The organism is Massilia sp. Masssp94 (assembly GCF_059491305.1).
This window is the reverse complement of sequence record NZ_CP168501.1, coordinates 1,559,064-1,583,110: the sequence shown is the minus strand read 5'-3', so window position 1 is coordinate 1,583,110 and position 24,047 is coordinate 1,559,064. Positions and strand designations below refer to the sequence as shown.

18 protein-coding genes are annotated in these 24,047 nt (G+C 66.0%); 10 read left to right on the top strand and 8 right to left on the bottom strand.

Going from position 1 to position 24,047, the window contains the following annotated elements:
* Positions 1–43 precede the first annotated feature (43 nt).
* The 5 genes from ACEN9G_RS06805 (at position 44) to ACEN9G_RS06785 (ending at position 9,335) form a co-directional block, all read left to right on the top strand.
* Positions 44–1,534 carry an adenosine deaminase family protein gene (locus ACEN9G_RS06805; protein WP_413337739.1) on the top strand — a complete coding sequence of 497 codons (1,491 nt, stop codon included), beginning with the start codon at positions 44–46 and terminating at the stop codon, positions 1,532–1,534.
* A 577-nt stretch (positions 1,535–2,111) separates the two neighbouring features.
* Positions 2,112–5,525, top strand: a complete 3,414-nt coding sequence (locus tag ACEN9G_RS06800) for a TonB-dependent receptor (RefSeq protein WP_413337738.1) — start codon at positions 2,112–2,114, stop codon at positions 5,523–5,525.
* A 131-nt stretch (positions 5,526–5,656) separates the two neighbouring features.
* Entirely contained in the window at positions 5,657–7,327 is a 1,671-nt protein-coding gene (locus tag ACEN9G_RS06795) for a bifunctional metallophosphatase/5'-nucleotidase (protein WP_413337737.1), read from the top strand.
* Between the two features lie 31 nt (positions 7,328–7,358).
* Positions 7,359–8,411, top strand: a complete 1,053-nt coding sequence (locus ACEN9G_RS06790; protein WP_413337736.1) for a S1/P1 nuclease — start codon at positions 7,359–7,361, stop codon at positions 8,409–8,411.
* Positions 8,412–8,507: 96 nt separating this feature from the next.
* Entirely contained in the window at positions 8,508–9,335 is an 828-nt protein-coding gene (locus tag ACEN9G_RS06785) for a MipA/OmpV family protein (protein WP_413337735.1), read from the top strand.
* A gap of 3 nt (positions 9,336–9,338) precedes the next feature.
* On the opposite strand, the gene ACEN9G_RS06780 is transcribed toward ACEN9G_RS06785, so the two are convergent.
* From ACEN9G_RS06780 to ACEN9G_RS06760, 5 genes are all read right to left on the bottom strand, one after another.
* Positions 9,339–10,304: an ABC transporter permease gene (locus ACEN9G_RS06780; RefSeq protein ID WP_413337734.1), complete on the bottom strand. Its 966-nt coding sequence runs from the start codon at positions 10,302–10,304 to the stop codon at positions 9,339–9,341.
* A complete protein-coding gene (locus ACEN9G_RS06775) occupies positions 10,305–11,399 on the bottom strand; it encodes an ABC transporter permease (RefSeq protein ID WP_413337733.1) in 1,095 nt (364 codons plus the stop codon). It lies immediately after the preceding gene.
* A 4-nt stretch (positions 11,400–11,403) separates the two neighbouring features.
* Entirely contained in the window at positions 11,404–12,933 is a 1,530-nt protein-coding gene (locus tag ACEN9G_RS06770) for an ABC transporter ATP-binding protein (RefSeq protein WP_413337732.1), read from the bottom strand.
* Between the two features lie 89 nt (positions 12,934–13,022).
* Positions 13,023–14,027 (bottom strand): BMP family lipoprotein, encoded by a 1,005-nt coding sequence (locus tag ACEN9G_RS06765; RefSeq protein ID WP_413337731.1) that lies wholly within the window; start codon positions 14,025–14,027, stop codon positions 13,023–13,025.
* Between the two features lie 146 nt (positions 14,028–14,173).
* Complete coding sequence (locus tag ACEN9G_RS06760) at positions 14,174–15,112, bottom strand: alpha/beta hydrolase (RefSeq protein ID WP_413337730.1); 939 nt, start codon at positions 15,110–15,112, stop codon at positions 14,174–14,176.
* A gap of 207 nt (positions 15,113–15,319) precedes the next feature.
* Between ACEN9G_RS06760 and ACEN9G_RS06755 the strand changes: the two genes are divergently transcribed.
* Complete coding sequence (locus ACEN9G_RS06755) at positions 15,320–16,192, top strand: hypothetical protein (RefSeq protein WP_483126519.1); 873 nt, start codon at positions 15,320–15,322, stop codon at positions 16,190–16,192.
* 57 nt (positions 16,193–16,249) lie between these two features.
* Positions 16,250–19,645 (top strand): arabinofuranosidase catalytic domain-containing protein, encoded by a 3,396-nt coding sequence (locus tag ACEN9G_RS06750; RefSeq protein WP_413342534.1) that lies wholly within the window; start codon positions 16,250–16,252, stop codon positions 19,643–19,645.
* On the opposite strand, the gene ACEN9G_RS06745 is transcribed toward ACEN9G_RS06750, so the two are convergent.
* Together ACEN9G_RS06745 and ACEN9G_RS06740 are read right to left on the bottom strand one after the other, a co-directional pair.
* Positions 19,642–20,181 (bottom strand): DUF2231 domain-containing protein, encoded by a 540-nt coding sequence (locus tag ACEN9G_RS06745; RefSeq protein WP_413342535.1) that lies wholly within the window; start codon positions 20,179–20,181, stop codon positions 19,642–19,644. The two genes, ACEN9G_RS06750 and ACEN9G_RS06745, sit on opposite strands and share 4 nt — an antisense overlap.
* Positions 20,182–20,293: 112 nt before the next feature.
* Positions 20,294–20,596, bottom strand: coding sequence for a PAAR domain-containing protein (locus ACEN9G_RS06740; RefSeq protein WP_413342536.1), 303 nt, complete (start codon positions 20,594–20,596; stop codon positions 20,294–20,296).
* 117 nt (positions 20,597–20,713) lie between these two features.
* Between ACEN9G_RS06740 and ACEN9G_RS06735 the strand changes: the two genes are divergently transcribed.
* Positions 20,714–21,016 (top strand): YciI-like protein, encoded by a 303-nt coding sequence (locus ACEN9G_RS06735; protein ID WP_413342537.1) that lies wholly within the window; start codon positions 20,714–20,716, stop codon positions 21,014–21,016.
* Here ACEN9G_RS06735 and ACEN9G_RS06730 read toward each other — a convergent pair whose 3' ends face one another.
* A complete protein-coding gene (locus ACEN9G_RS06730) occupies positions 21,017–22,180 on the bottom strand; it encodes an NHL repeat-containing protein (protein ID WP_413342539.1) in 1,164 nt (387 codons plus the stop codon).
* Between the two features lie 205 nt (positions 22,181–22,385).
* Here ACEN9G_RS06730 and ACEN9G_RS06725 point away from each other — a divergent pair, with 205 nt between their 5' ends.
* The gene (locus ACEN9G_RS06725) at positions 22,386–23,084 is read left to right on the top strand and encodes a DUF969 domain-containing protein (protein WP_483126518.1); all 699 of its coding nucleotides are present in this window, start codon (positions 22,386–22,388) and stop codon (positions 23,082–23,084) included.
* Positions 23,084–24,040, top strand: coding sequence for a DUF979 domain-containing protein (locus tag ACEN9G_RS06720; RefSeq protein WP_413344133.1), 957 nt, complete (start codon positions 23,084–23,086; stop codon positions 24,038–24,040). Before ACEN9G_RS06725 ends, ACEN9G_RS06720 begins: the two co-directional genes overlap by 1 nt.
* Positions 24,041–24,047 lie beyond the last annotated feature (7 nt).

Here is a 24,047-nt window from a genome sequence, read left to right as displayed (position 1 = left end):
GCTGGTGAGATACTGTCGACAATCACTCACAGCCGAGACCAACATGACAAAAACCCTGAGCAGCAGCCTGCTGATCACCCTGGCGGCCCTTGCGGCCGCCGCTTCCGCGCGCACCCCGGCGTCCGGCCCCAACGAAGCGGCCACCGCGCGCCACTACGCGTCCCTGATCGCGGGCGCGCAGCCGAAGACGGCGGAGCTGGTCCTGTTCTTCTCGCAGATGCCCAAGGGCGGCGACCTGCACCACCACTACTCCGGCGCGATCTATGCCGAGACCTATGTCGACTGGCTCGACAAGCAGGGCTATTGCGTCAACAAGCTGACTTACAAGATCGAGACCGACAGGAGCGTCGTCGAGCACGAGCGCGCGAAGCAGCCGAAGGACCGCGCCTGCCTGTCGTCGTCCGACGTGTATGCCGACGACGCCACGTGGCGCGAGCTGCTGCAGCGCTGGTCGAGCAAGGATTTCAATAACCACGGCGCCATCCAGCCGCCGCCGGACCGCCAGTTCTTCCAGACCTTCGGCTACTTCGGCCCCATCTCCGACCGCAACTTCCACGAAGGCCTCGTCGAGCTGAAGAACCGCGCGCTGGCCGAGAACGTGGCCTACATCGAGACGATGTTCAAGAGCCCGGACACGGTCTCGGATCCCGAATTCGACAAGCGCGCGTGGGACAGCGCACGCGACGAGGCGAAGTTCGCCCAGCTGCTGGAATCCGCGCGCCAGAAGCTGAACGCGACGCCGGCGTTCCGCGCCTCCGTCGACACGTTCGTCCGCACCGTCAACGAAGCGGCGCTGGGCATCGACGACGAGAATTTCACGATGCGCTACCAGACCTATGTCGTGCGCCTGTTCTCGCCGTCGCGCGTGTTCTCGTCGATGCTGGCCGCGTTCGAATCGGCGGCGCGGGGCGGCAGGATCGTCGGCGTGAACATCGTGGGCCAGGAAAGCCAGATGGTCTCCATGCGCGACTACACCTTGCACATGCAGATGTTCCGCTACCTGAAGAAGGTGTACCCGAAGGTCAACGTCGCGATGCACGCGGGCGAGCTGGCGCTGGGCGACGTGCCGCCGGAAGACCTGAAATACCACATCGACCAGGCGCTGAACGTGGCGGGCGCGCAGCGCATCGGCCACGGCATCGACCTCGCGCACGAGACGAACGCCGTCGGCATCATGAAGACGATGCGCGCGAAGGACATCCCGGTCGAAATCAACCTGACGTCGAACGCGTTCATCGAGGGCGTGCAAGGCGAGAACCACCCGATCACGCTGTACCGCAAATATGGCGTGCCGTACGTGATCTCGACGGACGACGCGGGCGTCACGCGCCACAACCTGGCCAACGAATACGTGCTGTTCGCCAGCCGCTACAAGCCGAGCTATGCGGAAGTGAAGAAGGCGTCGTACAACAGCATCCGCTACAGCTTCCTGCCGGACTCCGACAAGCAGCGCCTGACGCGCCTGCTCGATGCACGCTTCGCGCGCTTCGAGTCGGACGTCGCCGCGCTCGAACGCACCGCCGTGAAGCATTGAGTTTTGTCCTCCCGCCGGCGGCGGTCCCGCCGCCGGCATCCTTCCTCCGAACCGCAGTTGCCACCCGACTATGTGGAACAGGCACCGCATATGCCGCCCCTGTGGCCAACTCGCGACAGAATGGATTAATTGTCATGTCGTTTGCTTAAAAACCAAGCTAAACAATTTCATTCGAGAACGCCCCATTTATCATCCCGACGTGTCCGTTTCTGAGGGAAAATGCATCCTGCACGCGACCACCTGCTCACTTCTTGAGCAACTTATACGCGCAAGCTATAAATTCCGAAGTGAAAACGTATTTGTCTCGATAAACGGCTTCATGCCATATTGGCCTTTTATTAAGCCAACGTCCGAGAAAATGCGTGGTTTTGGGTGTAATAGCCTGGAAACAATTAACCGCTAGACTCGCGTGCGCTGCTTTTTGCTGGTGCATTGTCATCCACATCCGCACCATCGAACAGCATGCAGAAAGAACGAGAGACCGGGCGTCATGAGCGGCCGGTCGAGGATTGCAGTACTCAAGAGGGGGGAACTCCGTTCCCAACCATAACTATCAAGTCTATTTGGGGTTAATCCAATGATCTATCAAAAACGGATCCAGCTGACGAAGCTGGCGCTGGCTCTGTCGATTGCGCTCGCGGGGGCGCCGGCCCTGGCGCAGAACACGACGTCGGCTGTCGGCGGTCGTATCTCGAGCGCTGACGGCCGACCGGCCGCCGGCGCCGCAGTGCAAATCGTTCACACCGAATCCGGTTCGGTCAGCAACGTCGTCACCGATGCGGAAGGCCGCTATATCGCGCGCGGCCTGCGTACCGGCGGTCCGTACACGATCATCATCACCAAGGACGGCGTTACCGAAAAACGCGAAGGCATCTACCTGCAACTGGCGGAAACCGCCACCGTCGACGCGACCGTCGGCGCGCCGATGCAGACCGTGACCATCGCCGGCAACCGCGCGCGTTCCGACATCTTCAGCCGCTCCAACATGGGCGCGGGCACCGCGATCAGCAACGCGCAGCTGCAGATCCAGGCGTCGGTCAACCGCAACCTGCAGGACTACGCCCGCGCCGACCCGCGCGTCTCGCAGACCGACAAGGAGCGCGGCGAACTGTCCGTCGCCGGCCAGAACTCGCGCTACAACTCGATCACCATCGACGGCGTGAACGTGAACGACACGTTCGGCCTGGAAGCGAACGGCAGCCCGACCTCGCGCCAGCCGATCTCGATCGAAGCGATCCAGTCGACCCAGGTGAACGTCGCCAACTACGACGTCACGCAGAAGGGCTACACCGGCGGCAACATCAACGCCGTCACCAAGTCCGGCACGAACCAGTGGAAGGGCGGCGTGTACTACGTGTACCGCGACGACCGCCTGGCCGGCCAGCGCTACAACCCGGCCAACGACACCTATTCGGATCCGGTACCCTTCAAGGAAACGACCAAGGGCGTGTGGGCGAGCGGCCCGCTCGTCGAGGACAAGCTGTTCCTGTACGCGCTGTCGGAAGAGACCAACTCGTCGCGCAGCGCGCCCGACTACGGTCCGGTCGGCTCGAACAACGGCACGACGGTCGCCGTGACCCCGGCGGAAATCGCCGCCGTGCAGAACATCATGAAGAACCAGTACGGCGTCAACGCCGGCGGCCTGGCCCAGGGCGGCGGCAACTTCGTGTCGCGCGAGCAGATGCTGAAGGTCGACTGGAACATCAGCGACAACCACCGCGCCAACATCCGCTACCAGCGCACCACGCAGGCCGAGCCGCAGTATTCGCTGTTCAGCGCCACCGGCCTGAGCCTGGATTCGGCGTACTACTCGCAGGGCAAGCAGATCGAGACGACCGTCGCCCAGCTATTCTCGGACTGGACCCCGACGTTCTCGACCGAACTGAAGGCGTCGTCGCGCAACTACGACTCCGTCCCGACCAACAACACGCAGCTGCCGACCATCGGCGTGCAGTTCACCGGCGCACTGCCGGCCGGCACCCCGAGCAACGTCACGACGGGTAACCGCACGATCAACCTGGGCACCGACAACTCGCGTCACATGAACCTGCTGCGCACCCGCACGCAGGACTTCTACGCGGGTGCCAACTGGACCGTGGGCGACCACGAAATCAAGTTCGGCGCGGACTACCAGAAGAACAAGATCTACAACGCGTTCCTGCAGAACGTGTACGGCAACTACACCTTCGGTTGCGACAACAACCTGAACTACTCGTTCGGTTCCATCAACTGCAACACGGCGTCCCAGGCCCAGGTCGAAGCCGCCGTGCTGGAAAACCTGCGCTCCGGCCGCTACACGTCGTACACGCTGCAGGTCGCCGCACCGGGCTTCACGCTGAACGACGCCGTCGCGCAGTTCAACATGACGAACACCGGCCTGTTCCTGCAGGACACCTGGAACGTCAACCGCCAGCTGACCCTGAACTACGGCTTCCGTGTGGACCAGGTGGGCGTGGGCGGTACGCCGGTCGCCAACACGAAAGTGGCCCAGGCCGCCGTGCTGAACCCGAACGCACGCCAGACCGGCGGCTTCGGCTACAACAACCAGCAGACGATCGACGGCACCAAGCTGTTCCAGCCGCGCTTCGGCTTCAACTACAACTTCGACACCCCGCGCCGCATGCAGCTGCGCGGCGGCTTCGGCCTGTTCCAGGGCGCCGCGATGTCCGTCTGGCTCGCGAACCCGTTCCAGAACACCGGCATGACGACGCAGCAGATCACCTGCTCGGCCACGGGTAACACCAAGTGCCCGCCGGTCGCCGGCACGCCGAACGGCGCGTTCAGCACCGACATCAACAACCAGCCGAAGCTGGGCGGCTCGACCCCGCCGATCGCCAACGTCGACCTGATCGACCCGAACGTGAAGCAGCCGTCCGTGTGGAAAGCCAACCTGGCCTTCGAAACGGAACTGCCGTGGTACGGCCTCGTCGCCGGCGCCGAAGTGCTGTACGCGCACACCAAGGACGGTATCTTCTTCCAGAACCTGAACCTGGGCCAGCCGACCCGCATCGGCGTCGATGGCCGCCAGCTGTTCTGGAACGCGAACGGCCTGTCGCAGAACTGCTGGAGCGTGGGTAACAACGCCGTCAGCACCGCCAAGGGCTGCACCAACACGACCAAGTCGCTGTCGAATTCCGCGTTCGGCAACGTGATCAAGGTCACCGGCACGGACAAGGGCGAGAACCGCGTCTCGACGCTGTCGCTGTCGTACCCGATGACCAAGGGCTTCGGCTGGTCGGTCGCGGCAAGCCACACCTATGCGACAGAAGTCTCGAACCTCACGTCGTCGACGTCCGGCTCGAACTACGGCGCCCGTTCGGCCCTGAACCCGAACGACAACGTGGCCGCCAACTCGGCCTACCTGGTCAAGAACCGCATCAACGCGCTGCTGAACTTCGAGAAGGCGTTCTTCGGCAAGTACAAGACCCGCTTCGGCGTGTTCTACGAAGGCCGTACCGGCAAGCCGTACAGCTGGACCTTCAAGAACGACATGAACGGCGACGGCATCGGCAGCAACGACCTGATGTACATCCCGAAAGCGTTCGGTTCGGGTGAAGTCGTGTTCGCGGGCGATACGGCGACCAGCCACGCCAACGAGCAGCGTTTCTGGGGCATCGTCAACGCCAACAAGGCCCTGCGCCAGGCAGCCGGCGGCACCGTTGCCCGCTACGGCGACTTCTCGCCATGGACGAACAGCTTCGACCTGCGCATCAGCCAGGAAATCCCGGGCCTGTTCGCACGTAACAAGGCGTCGGTCTCGTTCGACATCCTGAACTTCGGCAACCTGCTGAACAAGAAGTGGGGCCAGATCTACGAAGCACCGTTCTTCTCGAACGGCGGCCAGACCCGCGGCTTCGTCGACTACGCCGGCATGGACAGCCAGGGCCGTTATGTCTACGCGGTCCGCTCGGCCGCCGATCCGCTGCAGATCCGCCAGGTCAAGGGCGAGTCGCAGTGGTCGGCACAGGTCACCGTCAAGTACGAGTTCTGATCCGGGCCTGACATGACGTAAATGAGACGGCCGGTGGCGACACCGGCCGTCTTTTCTTCCCTTGTAAAGACCAGAACTGCGAACGGGCGTGCCATAATCGATGGCTGCCGTTCGCATCACAAAGACTTCATATGATCGTATCCCGTCCGTTCGCGCTGGCCCTGGGCGCCGCGTTGCTGCTGTCTGGCTGCGCCTCCGCGCCGGTCCGTCCGCTCGAGATCAATCTCGTCGCGCTGAACGACTTCCACGGCAATCTCGAGCCCAGCAAGTACACGTACACGCCGCCGGGCTCCACGCAGCCGCGCACGATCCAGGCCGGCGGCATCGACGTGCTGAAAGGCGCGCTGGACACGTTCCGCAAGGACGACCCGGACCTGTTGTTCGTCGCGGCCGGAGACCTCGTCGGCGCGAGCCCCGCCGCGTCGTCGATGTTCGCGGACGAACCGAGCATCGAGGCGCTGAACCGCATGGGCCTCGTCGCCAGCTCCCTCGGCAACCACGAATTCGACCAGGGACCGAAGGAGCTGCTGCGCCAGCAGCACGGCGGCTGCGATTCGCCACGGCCCGCGAAAGCATGCCGCTTCTCGCCCGATTTCAGGGGCGCCGGTTTTACTTACCTCGCCGCCAACGTCGTCGACGCGCAGACGGGCAAGACCCTCGTGCCGGGCTGGCGCATCGTCGACGTCAAGGGCGTCAAGGTGGGCCTGATCGGCGCCGTGTTGCACGACCTGGCCTCCGTGACGATCGCCTCGTCCATCAAAGGCCTGGCCATCGAGGATGAAGCGGCATCGATCAACGCCGTGCTGCCCGCGATGCGTGCGCAGGGCGCGCAGGTGTTCGTCGTGCTGATCCACGAAGGCGGCTTCGCCGACCAGCCGTATGACAAGGCCGATTGCGACACCCTGCACGGCCCGATCGTCGCCATCACGAAGAAACTCGACCCCGCGATCCGCCTCGTCATCAGCGGCCATTCGCACACGGGCTATCTGTGCAAGGTGGACGGCAAGGTCGTCACGCAGGCGGACGCGTACGGCCATCTGCTGTCGCGCATCAGGCTGACGCTCGATCCGGCCACGAAGGCCGTCCAGGACATCCAGGTGCGCAACGTCGTGATGGCGCCGGACGCGTTCACACCGGACGCCGGCCTGTCGACGTATCTCGCGGACGTGCGTGCGAAGAGCCGCGCGGAGCTGGCGAAGCCGGTGGCACGCGTGCAGGGCGCGTTGTCGCGCAAGGAGAACCCGGCCGGCGAATCGGCGCTGGGCGGCGTGATTGCCGACGCGGCCGTCGCCGCCACGCGCGACCAGGGCGCGCAGATCGGTTTCATGAACCCGGGCGGCATCCGCAAGGACCTCGAAGTGGGCGAGGGCGGCGTGGTGAGCTTCGGCCAGGCGCAGGCCGTGCTCCCGTTCGGGAACACGCTCGTCGTGATGGACCTCACCGGCGCGCAACTGCGCCGCGTGCTCGAACAGCAGTGGGACCGGCCGGCATCGTCCGATCCTTCGATCCTCGCCGTGTCCAGCAGCCTGACGTACGACTGGGACGGCACGCAACCCGTCGGCCGGTGCACGGCGAACGTGAAGGTGGACGGCAAGGCGCTCGACGATAATAAAGTGTATCGCGTGGTGGCCAACAACTTCCTGGCGGAGGGCGGCGACAACATCCCGATGTTCGCCAAGGGCACGCGCCGCGTCGAGACGGGCCTGCGCGACCTCGATGCGCTGATCGCGTACCTGCAGAAGCATCCGGAAGCCGGCGGCATGAGTTTTGCCGCACCTCAGCGCATCCGCAAGGTGCGCTAACGATATAAACCGTATTCACAGAAAGACCCTCATGAAGAAAATCGCATGTGTCGTGGCGCTGGCAAGCGCCTTCGTGTCGCTGGATGCGGCCGCATGGGGCACGGACGGCCACCGCGCCGTGGGCGCCATCGCCGACAAGCTGATCAAGGGCACGCATGCCGAGGCGCAGGTGAAGGCGCTGCTGCTGCCGGGCGAATCGCTGGAAGCCGTGTCGACGTGGCCCGACTGCGTGAAGGGCAACTGGTGCGGTCCGCAGACGCCGGAAATGATCGAGTACGTGAACGCGAATCCGAAGCACAGCGAATACCACTACACGGACGTCCCGTTCCAGCTCGACCACTACCACGACGGCGCCGCCGGCACGGCCGATGACGACATCGTGCAGACCTTGAAGGAAGCCATCGCCGTCCTGCAGGGCAAGGACACGCCCGCGACCAATCCGCACAAGTTCACGAAGCGCCAGGCGCTGATCCTCGTGACCCACCTGGCGGGCGACATCGTCCAGCCGCTGCACGTGGGCGCCGCCTTCGTCGACAAGGACGGAAAATTCGTCGTGCCGAAGACGAAGGCCGAGATCGACGAGACCGTCGTCTTCGATTCGCGCGGCGGCAACAACTTCCTGATGGACGACGCGAAGATCGAGCAGATGTCCGCCAACCTGATCCCGCCGGGCGAACCGAAGCCCGTCAAGCCGGGCGTGCCGCAGGCGCTGACGAAGCCGTTCCACTCGTACTGGGACAGCACGACGGTCGACTACGCGTTCCGCCGCGTCCGCGCGAAGACGCCGGAGCGGTTCGCGCAGGCCGCCATCGACGGCAAGCCGAACGTGGCGCAGAACAGCGGCGATCCCGTCACCTGGCCGTACCAGTGGGCGGACGATACGCTGGCGGTCTCGAAGATCGCGTTCGCGGGCGTCACCGCGGGCAAGATCGTGCCGCAGGTGAGCAAGAAGGGCGAAACCTATTACACGTGGACGCTGGAAGTGCCGAATGACTATCCGGTGCCCAGCTCCGCGCTCGCAAAGACACAGATGATCAAGGGCGGCTACAACCTGGCCGCGCTGCTGAAGGCGATCTGGCCGTAATCCCGGCGCCAGCCTTCCGCAAGCCGCCGCGCGCCCACAAGGCCGCGGCGGTTTTTTTTCGTGGGTTAGAATCGCGGATTCATACGGACCCTTACCATGCCCACGATTCTTCGTTTCATCATCCCCGCGTCCACACTGGTGGCACTCGTGCCCGCCGTGGCCGCCGAACCCAACTTCCCGCTGTGGGAAGCCGGCATCGGCGCCGCCGTGTTCAACACGCCCGCGTATCCGGGCGCGTCCGACCGCAGCAACCGCGGCCTCGTGCTGCCGTTCCTGCTGTACCGCGGCAAGGTGCTGCGCGCCGACCAGCAGGGCGTCGGCGCGCGCCTGCTGGACACGGACAAGGTCGAATTCGACATCGGCTTCGCGGGCGCGCTGCCGTCCCGTTCGGACGACGTCGAGGCGCGCCGCGGCATGCCCGACCTCGGCACGCTCGTCGAATTCGGCCCGCGCGTGAAGTATAAATTCGCCGACCTGGGCGAGGCGGGGCGCCTGCGCTTCGAACTCCCGGTACGCGCCGTCATCGAAGCGCGCGGCGGCCTGCGCCGCCAGGGCTGGACGACGGAGCCGCGCTTCGTGTGGGAACGCCGCGGCGACGCGGGCCGCTGGACGATGGAAGCGCAGGTCGGCGCCGTGTTCGGCGACCGCCGCATCCACGGTTATTTCTACGACGTCGCGCCGCAGTATGCGACGGCGGACCGGCCGGCCTACCGGGCCGACAGCGGCTTGATGCTGGTGCGGACGGGCGTGTTCGGCACGGTCAAGGTCAACCAGGACGTGCGCGCGTTCGCGTTCGTGCGGCTGGACAGCTATGCGGGGAATGCGAACCGGGACAGTCCACTGTTCAGGAAGGATGTCGGCGCGTCGGCCGGGGTGGGGCTGGCGTGGACGTTGGCGCGCTCGAGCAAGCGCGCCAACGAGTGATGTTCAGCGCGACTTGACGAACGGCTTGCCGATGGCTTTCGGCGCGACCGACTTGGCCATCAGGCCGGCGAGAACGACGACGGTGACGATGTACGGAATCGCCTGGATCAGCGACCCTGGCAGGCGGCCGACGACGGGCAGGTCGACGCCTTCGAGCTGGATCTGGATCGCGCCGAACAGGCCGAACATCAAACAGCCCAGCACCGTGTGCAGCGGGCGCCAGTTGCCGAAGACGAGCGCCGTCAGCGCCAGGTAACCGGCGCCGGCCGACATGTCGCGCAGGAAGAAGCCGCTCTGGACCAGCGTCAGGTAAGCACCTGAGAACGAGCACAGGACACCGGCCACGAACATGGCGAGATAGCGCGTGCGCTCGACCGAGACGCCGGCCGCGTCGGCCGCATGCGGGTTCTCGCCGCACGCGCGCAGGCGCAGGCCGAAGCGGCTGTGGTACACGACCCAGTGCACGACGGGCAGCAGCAGGAACGCTACGTAGACCAGCACCGACTGGCCGCCGATCAGGTGGCCGTACAGCCAGCCGATGACGGGGATATGCTCGACGGCCGCGGTGCCGGGCAGGACGACGTCGAACAGGCGCGCATTGCGCAGGTCCGGCGTGCGGCCGCCCTGCTGGAAGAAGAATTGCGCGAGCACGAACGTCAGGCCGCTCATGGCGATGTTGATGGCGATGCCGGCCACGAGCTGGTTGCCTTTCTGCGTGATCGACACGAACGCCTGCACCATCGCGAGGGCGACCGACACGCCCATGCCGGCGAGGATGCCGTACCACGGGTTCTGCGTCGTGTACGCAACAGCGGCCGATGCGAACGCCGACGCGAGAATCTTGCCTTCGAGGCCGATGTCGACGACGCCCGAGCGCTCGGCGAACAGGCCGGCCAGCGCGGCGAACATCAGCACCGGCGCGTTGCGGATCGTGGAGACGATGATGCTGGCGAGTTGGAAGTCTTCCATTCAAATCCCCTTGTTGGTACGGGTGACGTTGAGCAGTTTCAGGACGGCCGGGGCGTAGAAGTTTTCCATCGCGCCGCAGAACAGGATGATCAGGCCCTGGATGAAAATGAACGTCTCCTGCGGGATGTTCGGTTTTTCCAGCGACAGGTCGAAGCCGCCCTGGATCAGCGCGCCGAACAGCACGGACGACAGGAAGATGCCGACCGGATGCTGGCGGCCCATCAGCGCGATCGCGATGCCCACGAAGCCCGCGCCGGCGGGGAAGTTCAGCGACAGGTAGTGCGTCGAGCCCATCACGGAGTTGACGGCGCCGAGGCCGGCCAGCGCGCCCGACACGAGCATCGTCACGATGATCGTGCGGCTGATTTTTACGCCCGCGTAGTGCGCGGCGTGCGCATTCAGGCCCGTCGCGCGCAGCTGGTAGCCCCACGACGAACGCCATACGACGACGCCGTAGATCACCAGGGCGAGGATGGCAAGGATAAAACTGATGTTCAGCGGCGTGTCGCCCAGCACCGGCAGGAGCTTGCTCAGCAGGGGCAGGGCGGCGCTGTCGGCGAACACGCGCGAGGCCGGGTTCTGCTGCCCTTCCGGGATCAGGTATTTGACGATCACGAAGTTCATCAGGCTCGCCGCGATGAAGTTGAACATGATCGTCGTGACAACGACGTGGCTGCCCCGTTTCGCCTGCAGGTAGCCCGGAATGAACGCCCACAGCGCGCCGAAGACGGCCGCGCCGATCATCGCGAGCGGGATCATGAGGATGCCCGACAGGTGCGCGTCGAGCGCCAGCACGACCCACGTCAGGCCCAGGCCGCCCACGTACATCTGGCCTTCCGCGCCGATGTTGAAGAGGCCGGCCTGCATCGCGATCGACACGGCGAGGCCCGCGAAGATGAAGGTGCTCGCGTAGAACAGCGTGTATGCGAGGCCTTCCGGATCGAGGATGGCGCTGTCGACGAGGATGCGGAGCGACTCCGACGGGCTCTCGCCGAGCAGGTGGATCACGAGCGCCGCGACGAGCAGCGCCGACATCAGGTTCAGGATGGGCAGGACGAAACCGGTGGCCCAGCGTGGCAATTCGGTGTTGTTCATGATGTCAGTGCTTGTGCATTCCGCCCATCATAAGGCCGATGCGGGTGGTGTCGAATTCGTCGATGGGGAGGATGCCGGTGATGCGGCCGCCGGACATCACGATGATGCGGTCCGCGAGCGCGCGCACCTCTTCCAGTTCCACCGACGACAGCAGGATTGCCACGCCTTCGTCGCGCAGGCGCAGGAGCTGCGTGTGGATGCTTTCGATGGTGCCGATGTCCACGCCGCGCGTCGGCTGGCCGACCAGCATCAGCTTCGGCTTCGCAGCCACTTCGCGCGCGATGACGACCTTCTGCTGGTTGCCGCCCGAGAGCAGGCCGATACGCAGGTCCGGATTGTTCGGACGCACGTCGAACGCCGTCATCAGGTGCGCGCAGCGCTGCGCGATCTTCTTGTAGTCGAACAGGCCCCAGCGGTTTTTTACGTTGTCCTGGTAGCCGAACACCGTGTTCTGCATCACGGAGAAATCCTTGATCACGCCGTCGCGCAGGCGGTCTTCCGGCACGTGGCCGATGCCCCGTTCCCGGAACTCCGCCGGCAGGCCGTCCGCGTTCGTGCGGCCCGTGTACGGCAGGTCCTGGCCGAGGAATTCGACCTTGCCCGACGTGGGCAGCCGCATGCCGGACAGGATCTCGAGCAGCTCGCTCTGGCCATTGCCCGACACGCCCGCGATGGCGACCACTTCGCCCGCGCGCAGGGTGAAGTCGATGTCGGCGAGGAGGGCGACGCCGTTCGCATCCTGCAGCTCCAGGCCCGACACCTTCAGCACTTCCGCGCCCGGGTTGTACGGCGCGCGCGGCAGCTCGCTCTGGATCGGGCGGCCGACCATCATGTTGGCCAGTTCTTCACGCGACGTCTCCGCGGTCTTGACCGCACCGACGACGCGGCCCGCGCGCATCACCGTCACCTCGTCCGTGATCTCCATGATCTCTTGCAGTTTATGGGTGATCAGGATGATGGTCTTGCCCTGTTCCTTGAACAGCCGCAGGATCTCGAACAGCGACGCCGTCTCCTGCGCGGTCAGCACGGCGGTGGGCTCGTCGAGGATCAGAATGTTGGCGCTGCGGTAGATCTGCTTGAGGATCTCCACGCGCTGCTGCGCGCCGACGGACAGGTCGTGGATCGTCGCGAGCGGGTCGACGTCGAGGCGGTAGCGGTCGCAGATCTCGCGCAGCTTCGCTTCCACGGCGCCGCGCTTCGCGGCCAGCTTGAAGCCGCCCTCGTTGCCCAGCATGACGTTGTCGAGGACGGTCATGTTCTCGACGAGCATGAAGTGCTGGTGCACCATGCCGATGCCGAGCGCGATAGCCTCATGGCTGGTACGGATGTCCTGCGGCCGGCCGTCGATGAGGACCTGGCCGCTGTCGGCGTTGTAGTAGCCGTACAGGATGCTCATCAGGGTCGACTTGCCGGCGCCGTTTTCGCCGATCACGCCATGGATCGAGCCCTTGGCGATGGCGAAGCTGACGTCGGCATTCGCCTGCACCGCCCCGAAGGCTTTGCTAATGTTGCGAAATTCTACGGCTGGCTGCATAGCGGTCTGTCCATTCATTTAAAAGCGCGCCGCGCCGGCATGGAAACCGGCGCGGCGCGCTTCACTGTCAAACTGTGTTCGATGCCGTGTTACTGCACTGGGCACGAATTGGCCGCGCGATAGTCGACCACCTTGATCTTGCCGGCGATGATGTCGGCCCGGGCGCTCATCACGCGCTTTTCCATCTCGGGGGTGACGACCATGCGGTTGTCCTTGTCGAGCACCCAGTCGACGCCGCCTTCCTTCAGGCCTTCGTACGTGATGCCCGACGTGAACTGGCCGTTCCTGGCCTTCATGAACGCTTCGTACGCGGCGTTGTCGACGCGCTTGACCATCGACGTCAGCATCGTGCCCGGGTACAGGTAGTTCTGGTTGGAGTCCACGCCGATCGCCAGCTTGCCCTTTTCCTTGGCCATCTGCAGCGCGCCCATGCCGGAGCCGCCCGCGACGGCGAAGACGACGTCGGAGCCGCGGTCGAATTGCGCGCGTGCCAGCTCGCCGCCCTTGGCCGGGTCGTTCCAGGCCGCGGACGTCGTGCCGACCATGTTCTGCAGGACCTGCACCTTCGGATTGATGGCACGCGCGCCCTGCACGTAGCCGCAGGCGAACGCGCGGATCAGCGGGATGTCCATGCCGCCGACGAAGCTGATCGTCTTCGTCTTCGACGCCATCGCCGCGGCGACGCCGACGAGGTACGAGCCTTCTTCTTCCTTGAACAGCACGGAGTTGACGTTCTTGCCCTGGGCGTTGCCGTCGATGATCACGAAGTGCACGTTCGGGTATTCGGCCGCGATCTTTTGCACGGGCTGCGTCTGCGAGAAGCCGATCGAGACGATCAGTTGCAGCTTCTTGCGCGCGAGCGCGCGCAAGACCTGCTCGGCCTGGGTGTCGTAGTTGGCCTGGGCTTCAAACACCTTGACGCCGGTTTCCTTCGTGAACCGCGCGACGCCTTCGGCGGCGGACTGGTTGAAGGATTTGTCGAACTTGCCGCCGGCATCGTAGACGATCGCCAGCTTCGCGCCCGCCATGTCGGCGCTGGCGCTGGCGCTGATGCACAGCGCCGCGATCATCGTACAAAGTTGCTTGAATTTCATTGATTTAGGCTCCTGAATCCCATATTTTACCGGCGCAACGGCTGTGCAGGGAGGGGGATTCTCGGAACTATGCATCAGCCAGTTTATTCGTGGCAAATACGATTTTACTTTGCTATTTATTTTGTTGACATATAAATAGCGCCGTTTCAGTCGGCGAGCGGGAGTGCGGGCGGAACGGCGATGGCGGCGACGGCCGCGGTGGTCGTAGCCGGGATGACGATCTCCGGTGCCGGCGCCGGAATGGGCGCGGCCGGCGTCGGCGCGGGGGAGGGAATCCCGATCGGCCTGGCGAACTGCGACGTGAGGAAGCGCGCGATGCGCGTCTGCGTGTCTTCCAGGTACGGGATATTCAGGTGGTCCGAGTCGGGCACGGTCTCGTCCCCGATCAGCTGGGCCAGTTTGGCGACGAGCTGGTCGGTGTGCGAGTGCGGCACGATGTCGTCGCTGGCCGCGCGCAGCACGAACGTGGGCGCCTTCAGCGTGGGTGCATACTTGATCGACTCGAAGCGGTGGCGCAGCATGTATTCGATCGGCATCACGCGGAACTTGCGCTTCGCGAGGGCGAGGATCGAATCGTAAGGCGTGATCAGCACGACGGAGTGCACGGGCCGCTCCTTCGCGACCTGCACGGCCACGCCGGACCCGAGGCTGCGGCCGACGACGGCGATGCGTTTCGGATCCACGTGGTGGTGCGCGGCCATCCAGTCGAACAGCATGCAGGCGTCGTCGATCATGTGCGCTTCGGCCGGGTCGCCGTGGGAATCGCCGTAACCGCGGTAGTTCACGGCCAGCACAGCCATTCCGGGGAACAGCTTGCCGGCATCGCGCACGACCCAGGACACTTCCTCGGACCGGCCGCCGAAATAAATGACGGCGGGACGCAAGCCGGGCATCTTCGGCGTCATCAGCCAGCCGGACAGCCGCGTGCCGTCCTTGGCGCGCAGCACGACGGGGCGGGTGCGGTGGCCGCTGCTGCGTGGATGCGCCACTTCGCGCTCGACGGTGGGATTGAACACGAGACGGCGCTGGTTCGCCGCGACCGCGGCCGTGAGGCCCAGCCACAACATGCTGGCAAAGCCAGCCATACCTGCCGCCAATTTTTTATGTGTGCTCATGTATACAGTCTACCTCTGGCTAGGGATGAAGTCTGTGCGGTGCCCATCAAATACACCTTCATTATGGTGCGAACTCACGAAGAGTAGCTTTGCCGCAACATCCTGTTACAGCGCGGGCGTTGTCGCCGCCTGACAGGGTTTGTTAGGCTGTCCATGAAGACAGGATGTGGAGGCGGGATGAGGTGGAAAGCGGTCGTGCCGGCATGTGCCGGGCTGGGCCTGTTGGCGGTGCTGGTGGTGCCGGCGTGGCGGTCGGCGCCGCCGGTCGTCACGCCGGCCGCTTTGCCCGTGCCGCCAGCGTCGACGACCGGCGCGACGGCCGGGCCGGCCTGGCTGTCCGACCTCGGTGCGCCGCCGGCCCCGCTGCCGGTGCCTGCCGAACCGCTGGCGCAGCGCATCGAACGCCTGGTCGCCAGCGGCGATCCGCGCGATGCGTATCGCGCGTGGTGGCTGTTGCACGCCTGCGTCGTGTTCGGGCGCACCGGTCGCCTGCCCGAGCGTGACGGCACTGAACCGGATGCCATCGCCGATCCCGCGCATGCCTGCGCGACCGTCAACGAAAGAATGAAGATGGCGCGCATCGACCATCTCGAACGCGCCGCGCGCGCGGGCGTGGACGGCGCGCTGGCGGAACTGGTCGAAGAAGGCCCGTTCGGCGACCCGACCGCCCTCACGACGCGCCCCGACGATCCGCTCGTGAAGGAGTGGAAGGAGAGGATCAACGGGATGCTGAACGAGCAGGCGGAGCAGGGCTATTGGGCCAGCCTGTACCAACTCTTTACCGGTTTCTGGTTCGGCCACCCGGCCATCGCCGCGGACCGCCAGAGCGCGCTGGCCTACGGCATGGCGCTGCGCGACATCATGGTCAAGCTGGACGGCGTGCCCGAGCAGCAGGCCATCCCGTTCAACGGTCCGTTCCTGGACGAGATCGGTACCGGCCTCACGCCGGACCAGAAGGCGCGTGCGCAGGCGCACGCCGATGCGATCGTTGCCCGTGCGGCGGACCAGCGGGACATTGCAAATCGGATATCGATCAAGCAAAAAAAGTAATTGGTCCAGGTCATGTGATCGACTCTACGATGGGAGGTTCTTGGAGAGATCGATAACATGAAAATTCTAAAACTGTTCTTCAGCCTGGCGCTGCTGTTGAGTGGACTGCCGGCCTGGGCATCCACCCAGGCTCCCCGGCCGGAAGGCCCTTGCGACATCTATGCGAAGGCGGGCGCGCCCTGCGTGGCAGCGCACAGCACTACGCGCGCGCTCTACGCCGCGTACAACGGGCCGCTCTACCAGGTCATGCGCCAGTCGGACGGCAAAACGCGCGACATCGGCGTCGTGCGAGGCGCCGGCTATGCGAACGCGGCGGCGCAGGACGCGTTTTGCGCCGACACCTATTGCTGGATCACGATCCTGTACGACCAGTCGGGCAAGCGCAATCACCTCGTGCAGGCGCCGCGCGGCACCTGGACGGGGCCCGCGTTGGGAGGCATGGACAATCTGCCGCTCGCGGACCTGGCGCCGGTCACCATCATGGGACATAAGGTGTATGGCGTGTACATCGCGCCCGGCATGGGCCTGCGCCTGAACGATACGCACGGCGTGCCCGTCGATGACCAAGCGGGCGGGCAATATGCCGTCATCAATGGCTATCACTACAACGGGGCTTGCTGCTTCGACTATGGCAACGGCGAGATCGACAGCATCGACGACGACAACGGCACGATGGAGGCCATCTATTTCGGCAACGCGAAAGGGTGGTATCGCGGCAGCGGGGCCGGGCCCTGGGTGATGGCCGACCATGAAAACAATCTCGTCGGTTGCGTCAACGACGACAAATCGAAGCTGTGCGCCAACCTGCCCACCCTCGGTTCGCGCTTCATCGCGGCCGTCACGAAAGGCAAGCCCGGACATTGGGCGACGCTGGGCGGTGATGCCCAGCGGGGACAACTGGCCGTCATGTACGAAGGCCGCCGGATCGATGCATCCTACGACCCCATGCGCAAGCAGGGCGCCGTCCTTCTCGGCAATGGCGGCGACAACAGTACCGCGTCGCAAGGCACGTTCTACGAAGGCGCGATGACGGCGCCGCGGACGTATCCGTCCAACGCGACGGACCAGCTGGTCGCGCAGAACGTGGCGGCCGCCCGTTACGAGGTCGCAGCCGTCAGTGTCGGGGCCGCAGCGGCGTCCGACGTCCCGGGCAGCCTGCACACGTTCGCGCCGCTGGCGTCCAAAGACCTGGCGGTCACGTTCACGAATACGACGGGCCAGCCCGTGCGGGGCGTCACGCTGTCCCTGGCGGTGCCGAAGGGCTGGCATGTCGACGCGGCCGCGAAAACCATCGCCGACGCGGTCGCGCCCGGCCAAAGCGTGCATGCTGTTTTCAAGGTGACATCCGGTGCCGCGCCGTTCAATGGCGACCTGAAAGGCGTGGCCACGTGGGCAGGCCGCACCGAATCGGCCGTGGCGAAGGTGCGCAATGTGGCGCCGGTAAAAATCAACGAATTCCGCCTGAGCGACGGCGCGCGCACTAACGCGACCAATGCTTTCATCGAGTTGTACAACGCCGGCGAGAAAGAAGTCGATATCTCGAACTGGACGTTCGCGCAACACGCGACGCGCGAGCCGCTGTTTTCCAAGGTGAAGATGCCTGCCGGAACCCGACTTGCCCCGCACGGCTTCTATGTACTGGGCTTGTCCAACTCGGGCCTCGTGCTGCCCGCCCAGCCGGGCGATGCGACCATCCACGTGCGGAACGTCGATGGCATCAAGCCGGACGACACTATCGTGGTCGGCGACGAAACCCGCAAGGTGGTCCGCGTCGGCACGGCGGCCGGCCAGGCGACGCCGCTGTGGCAGCCGCTGCCCGACGGTCCCATCATCACCATCCCGGCCGGTTCGACGAGCGTCCCCGTGACCAGCACCGAAGGTTTTGCCGTCGGCGATACGCTTGCCCTCGGCTACGGCACCACGTATCCGGTCGACGGACGCGCGACCGAACACTACGAAAAAGTGACCATCACCGGCGTCGGCACGGCGGGCAGCCAGGCGTGGCTGGGTCTCGATGCGGCGGCAGGTTCCACCAATATCCAGGTGACGTCGACCGCCGGCATTGCCGCCGGCGACAGGATCCGCCTCGATATCGACAGCGCCGATCACGGCATCGACATGGTCACCGTCAAGCACGTGGGCACGGCCGCCCGCCGTACGAGCCTCGCCCGCGATGCCGCTGCGGGCGCCACGACGATCGTCGTCCATGGCGCGATCGGCTTCCCCACGAAAACGAACGTCGATTACACGCCAGGCAAGGCCGTGATCGGCGCGCCCGGCAAGCTCCAAACCGTGGATATCGTGCGCGTCGAGGGCACGCCGGGCGGCGACCTCACGCTGACGATTTCCCCTGCACTCGCAAAGGATCACGTGGCCAACGAGCCGTTCGTGGAGCCGGGCACGGGCCTCGACCTGGCGGCGCCGTTGAAGTACGACCATGCCGCCAACCTGCCGTTCAGCGTGCGCGGTACGGGCATTACTTTCACCCCCGCCACCCGCCATGCGCACTCGAGCAACGAGCCGGTGCGCCCGGCGGGCAGCGGGATCGTGCTCGACCGCGCCCTGGCGCGTGCGCATGACACGGATGCCGTCGTGCGCGTGGACACCGTGACCAGCGCGGGATTCCAGGGCACCCCGAACCAGTGGTTCGGCGGCCCGGCGCTGTCGCGGGAAGCGGGCAGCATGGTGCTGCGCGATGCGGCGGGGTACGTCGTCGACAGCCTGAACTACGGGGATCTCGTCGACCCGTGGGCATCCGGTGGATTCCGCGGCGCCGCCGGCAAGGCCGCCACCTGTCACGCGGACGCCCCGGGTATCCGCGCCGCGCAAACGGGGGAGCGTTCCCTCCCGGGCATCCCGTTCAGCGGCGACCTCGCGAAAGTGGATGCGACCCAGGGCAGCACGGGACGCTATCCCGACGGCCAGGACAGCGACAACGATTGCGTGGATTTCGTGACGGCCGTCTCGGTCAGGACAGGCGCGACGGCGGCGGGAGCGACGAGCGTCAAGGTCGACACGGTCGCGCATGTTGCGCCCGGCCAGGCCGTCGTCATCGATGCGGGCGACCATGCCGAAACCCTGACGGTCGCGACGGTCGGTTCGCCCGGGCTCACCCGCGCAGCGGCGCCCGCAGACAAGGGCTCCACGGTCGTCCGCGTCGACGACGCGCGCCAGTTCGTGGCCGGCCAGCCGGTGATCGTCGGCAGCGGCGTGGATGAAGAGCAGGGTGTCGTCGCCGCGGTGGAGACGGGTTGGCGGACGGGCAAGCTGACGCTCCAGGCGCCGTTGACGCGCGCCCATGACGCGGGCGCCAGCGTGTCGGGTACCGGCCTCGTCTTCACCCGTCCGCTCACCAAAGCCCATCCGGCAGGCACGGTGATGACGGCGGCGGACGAGCTGGCGACGCCGGGCGCCGCCAACAAGCCTGTCCGCCGTCGAGCTGCCCAGCTCTAGTGCAGCATGGGGCCGGACGAGGGCGCGTAACGTTCTACGTCGTGCAGCGCCTGCACGACGCGCTCGTCGCCCGGCATCCTCGCCTCCGGCGCATGCTCGACGGGGCTGACGCCTTTGACGCGCATCCCTTGTTCGTAGACCATGCGGCCGCCGAACCAGCCGGACACGACCACGCCGATCGCGGCGATCGCCGACAGCGCCAGCGAGCCGCCCGTGTGCTTGTAGCCGCTCCGCCGCAGTGCGAGATTGGCCGCCGTCACCGCAAGTGCGCCGCCGTTCAGCATCGCGTGGACGTTGGCCGTCTGCTTGACCTCGGTCTCGTTCTCGATTTCCAGGTAATCCATGGCCCCGGCGACCCCGGCCGCGAGACCGCCGATGAGGCCGCCGGTCAGGCTGTAGAAGGCGGCGTTCGCATAGTCGTCGTTGTCCGTCGCGCGGTGCATGGCGTCGAGGATGAAACCGAACGGAATCAGGGCGGCCGGCGCCACGATCAGCATCGGGTGCAGCGGATGGCCGGCAATCGTCGATTTGGGCATGCTTCCTCCAGAAAAGGTCGTGCCGGCAGCGCGGATGAGCGGTCGGCGGGAGAAGCAAAGTGTGGCATAAGGCCGGGTATCGGCTACGCACGGTACCGTGGGGCACGGTCGGTCATGGCATCGCGCCATCGTCGATGCACTGTGCCTTGATCGTCTGGTTCGCAACCAGCCTGGGCGGCCTTGGGCAGTTGCAGATGCACAGATCGTTCTCCAGCGCGACCTGCTTGCCGTTGTAGCGCTCCGGAATGCGCGGCCCGACGCAACGGATGACGCCCGTGCTGCCGCAGGTCCGGCAAGCGATCGTATCGCCCTCCAGCGCAACGCGGACGCCGTTAATCGAGACCAGCGCGCTCGCGGAGGTCACGGTGCCGTCGGCCGTGGTGGGCGCACCCAGTGTGATGTGGTGTCTTTTCATCTCCCAATGCTGTCATGCGCTGCCGCGGTCGACGTTGTGCAAACCGCCTTGACACGACGCCTCAGCGCCGAAGCGATTACCATGTCTGGCACCAACGCGTTTTTACGGAGACATACTGTGCACTTTCTGCTGATCTACGACCTGGCCCCGGACTACCTTGAACGCCGTGGCGAATTCCGCAACGAACACCTGAGGCTGGCATGGGAAGCCCAGCATCGCGGCGAGATCGTCATCGCCGGTGCGCTGGCCGATCCGGCCGACAAGGCCGTGCTGCTGTTCAGCGGCGAATCGTCGGACGCCGCCGAGCGCTTCGCCCATGCCGATCCGTATGTCGTGAATGGACTCGTCACGCAGTGGCACGTGCGGCCGTGGATCACGGTCGTTGGCGAGCAGGCCAGCAACCCCGTCCGTCCAGAGTAACTACTTCGCCGGCAACAGCTTCACGACAAGGTTGTGCGTCGTGAGCGCGATCGAGCGGTCGGGGGCCAGGGCCACGCCGATCGGCCGGTCCAGGCTGCCAGGCAGGGCGCCGAGGGTGATGCCCGCGTGGCCCGGCACGCCGGCCACGGTGCTCGTCACGTTGTCGAGGTTGATGCGGCGGATCGTCGAGTTGCCCGTGTCGGCGATGTATAAATCGTTGCCGTCGACGGCGATGCCGCCCGGCGCGCACAGGCGTGAGACGCCCGGGCTGCCGTCCACCGCATCGCAGCGTCCCGGCTGGCCGGCCAGCGTCGACACGATGCCCTTGTCGTTCACCATGCGGATCGTCGAATTGCCGGTGTCGACGACGTAGACATTGTTCCAGTTGTCCACACCCACGTCCTGCGGTTCGCAGAACTGCGCCTGCCCGCCGTCGCCGTCGCGGCTGCCGCATACGCCCGGGGTGCCGGCGACCGTCGTGACGTTGCCGCCCGCGTCGATGCGGCGCAGCATGTGGTTGCCGGTATCGGCCACCCACAGATTGCCCAGGCGGTCCAGCGCGATGCCACGCGGCTTGCAGAAGCGCGCCGCCGTGCCTTTGCCGTCCGCGCTGCCGCAGGTGCCATCGCCGGCGATGGTCGTCGTCGTGCCGTCCGGCGCCACGCGGCGGATGACGGAATTGCCGCTGTCCGTCACGTACACATTGCCGTTGCTGTCCGCGACGAGCCGGCTCGGCTCGTTGAAGCGGGCCGCCGCGCCGGCGCCGTCCGCATAGCCGACGGCGCCGCGTGCGCCCGCCAGCGTCGTCACCACGCCCTGGGTCGAGATCCTGCGTACGGTGGCGCTGGCGCTTTCCGCCACGTACAGATTGCCCGCCGCGTCCGCCGCGATGCCCTGCGGACCGTTGAAGCGCGCCGCGCCGCCCGTGCCGTCCTGCGAGCCGGCGCATTGCCCGCAGACGTCGCCCGCGATCGGAAACAGGCCCGTGGCGCCCTGCGGCCGGTCGGGCCAGCTGGGCCAGTCGGGATGGTCGGGCCATGGATGGTCGGGCTCGTGGAACCAGCCGATCCCGATGCCGATGCCCACGTCGCCACCGCAACTGGACAAGCCCAGCAGCAGGAAACCAGACACAACCCAGCGTAGCGCGCGTTCGAAGACAGTCATGGCCGAACCCCCGATGGATACGGCATCGAGCTTAGCGCGCATCGCCTGGTAAGCCATGCGTGCGCGCAAAGCGTGCCGCCCGCTTGTGTGCAGGTCGGCGGCGCGTCGTGGCGAAGCGACGGCATCACCGGATGCACAAGACACGAACGGCGCAGAGCTAGCTCTAGGTTAAGATTCCGCACGCAACCACAACCGCTGGAGGATCATGCAATCTGCCGTCAACCTGTGGCCGCTGCTCGGCATCGCGGCCGTGGCCGCCGGATTCGTGTTGCGGGCCAATCCGGTGCTCGTCGTGATCGTCGCCTGCGGCGTGACCGGCTGGGCCGCGCACCTGCCGCTGCTGCACCTGCTGGAGTCGCTCGGCACGGCGTTCATCAAGACCCGCAACCTGCCGCTGATCCTGTTGCTGCCGCTGGCCGCGATCGGCCTGCTGGAACGCTTCGGCCTGAAGGAGCACGCGCAGGCCAGCATCGCGCGCATCCGCTCGGCCACGACGGGCCGTCTGCTGACGGTGTACCTGCTGGCGCGCGAGGTGGCGGCCGCGTTCGGCCTGACGAGCCTGGGCGGCCATCCGAACATGGTGCGTCCGCTCGTCGCGCCGATGGCCGAGGCGGCGGCCGAGGCGCGCCACGGGCAACTGCCCGAACCGCTGCGCCAGCGCATCCGGGCGATGAGCGCGGCCACGGACAACGTCGGCCTGTTCTTCGGCGAGGACGTGTTCGTCGCGTTCGGCGCCATCGTGCTGATGCAGACGATCCTGAAAGCCGAGGGCCTGGAGGTCGATCCCATCCACATGGCGTTGTGGGGCATCCCGACGGCGGTGACGGCGTTCGTGATCCACGCGTGGAACCTGCGCCGGCTCGACGCCCGCATCCGCCGCGAGACCGCAGGCGAGGTCGCGTAATGCTCGTTGCGCTCGATTTTTTCTACCTGCTCGTCGGCCTCCTGTTCGCCGCGTGCGCGCTCATGACGCTGCGCGACAAGACGAATCCGCGCCGCTTCACGACGGCACTGTTCTGGGGCCTGTACGCGCTCGTCTACCTGCTGGGCGAGCGCCTGGCCCCAAGCGTGGCGGGGGTGCTGATGATCTCGATGGCGCTCGTCGCCGGGTTCGGTTTCGTGCGGCCGGGGAAGGCGGACGTCCTGCCGGAAGCGGAACGACAATCCACCGCGGCGCGCCTGGGCAACCGCCTGCTCGTGCCGGCGCTGGCGATTCCCGTCGTGACGATGCTCGGTTCCGTCGTGCTGAAGGACGTCCACGTCGGCATGCGCTACCTGCTGGACCCGAAGAACCTGACCCTGGTGAGCATGGGCTGCGGCAGCATCGCCGCGCTGGCGCTCGCGTGCTGGCTCACGCGCGCGACGCCGCTGCAGGGCGTGCGCGAGGCACGGCGCCTGATCGATGCGATGAGCTGGGCCGTCGTGCTGCCGCACATGCTCGCGGTGCTCGGGCTGCTGTTTTCCGAGGCGGGCGTGGGCAAGGCCGTGGCCCACGTCGCGACCAGTTATATCCCGCTCGATTCGCGCCTGCTCGCCTGCGCCGCGTTCTGCGTGGGCATGGCATTATTTACCGTCGTGATGGGCAACGGCTTTGCCGCGTTCCCCGTCATCGCGGGCGGCATCGGGATTCCCGTGCTGGTCGGGGTGTATCATGCGAACCCGGCCGTGATGGCCGCGATCGGTATGTTCAGCGCGTATTGCGGCACCCTGATGACGCCGATGGCGGCGAATTTCAACATCGTGCCGGCGGCACTGCTCGAACTGCCCGACAAGAATGCCGTGATCAAGGCCCAGCTGCCGACCGCGTTGCCGCTGCTGGGCGCAAATATCGTCCTGTTGTACTTCCTGATGTATCGATGAGCCGACC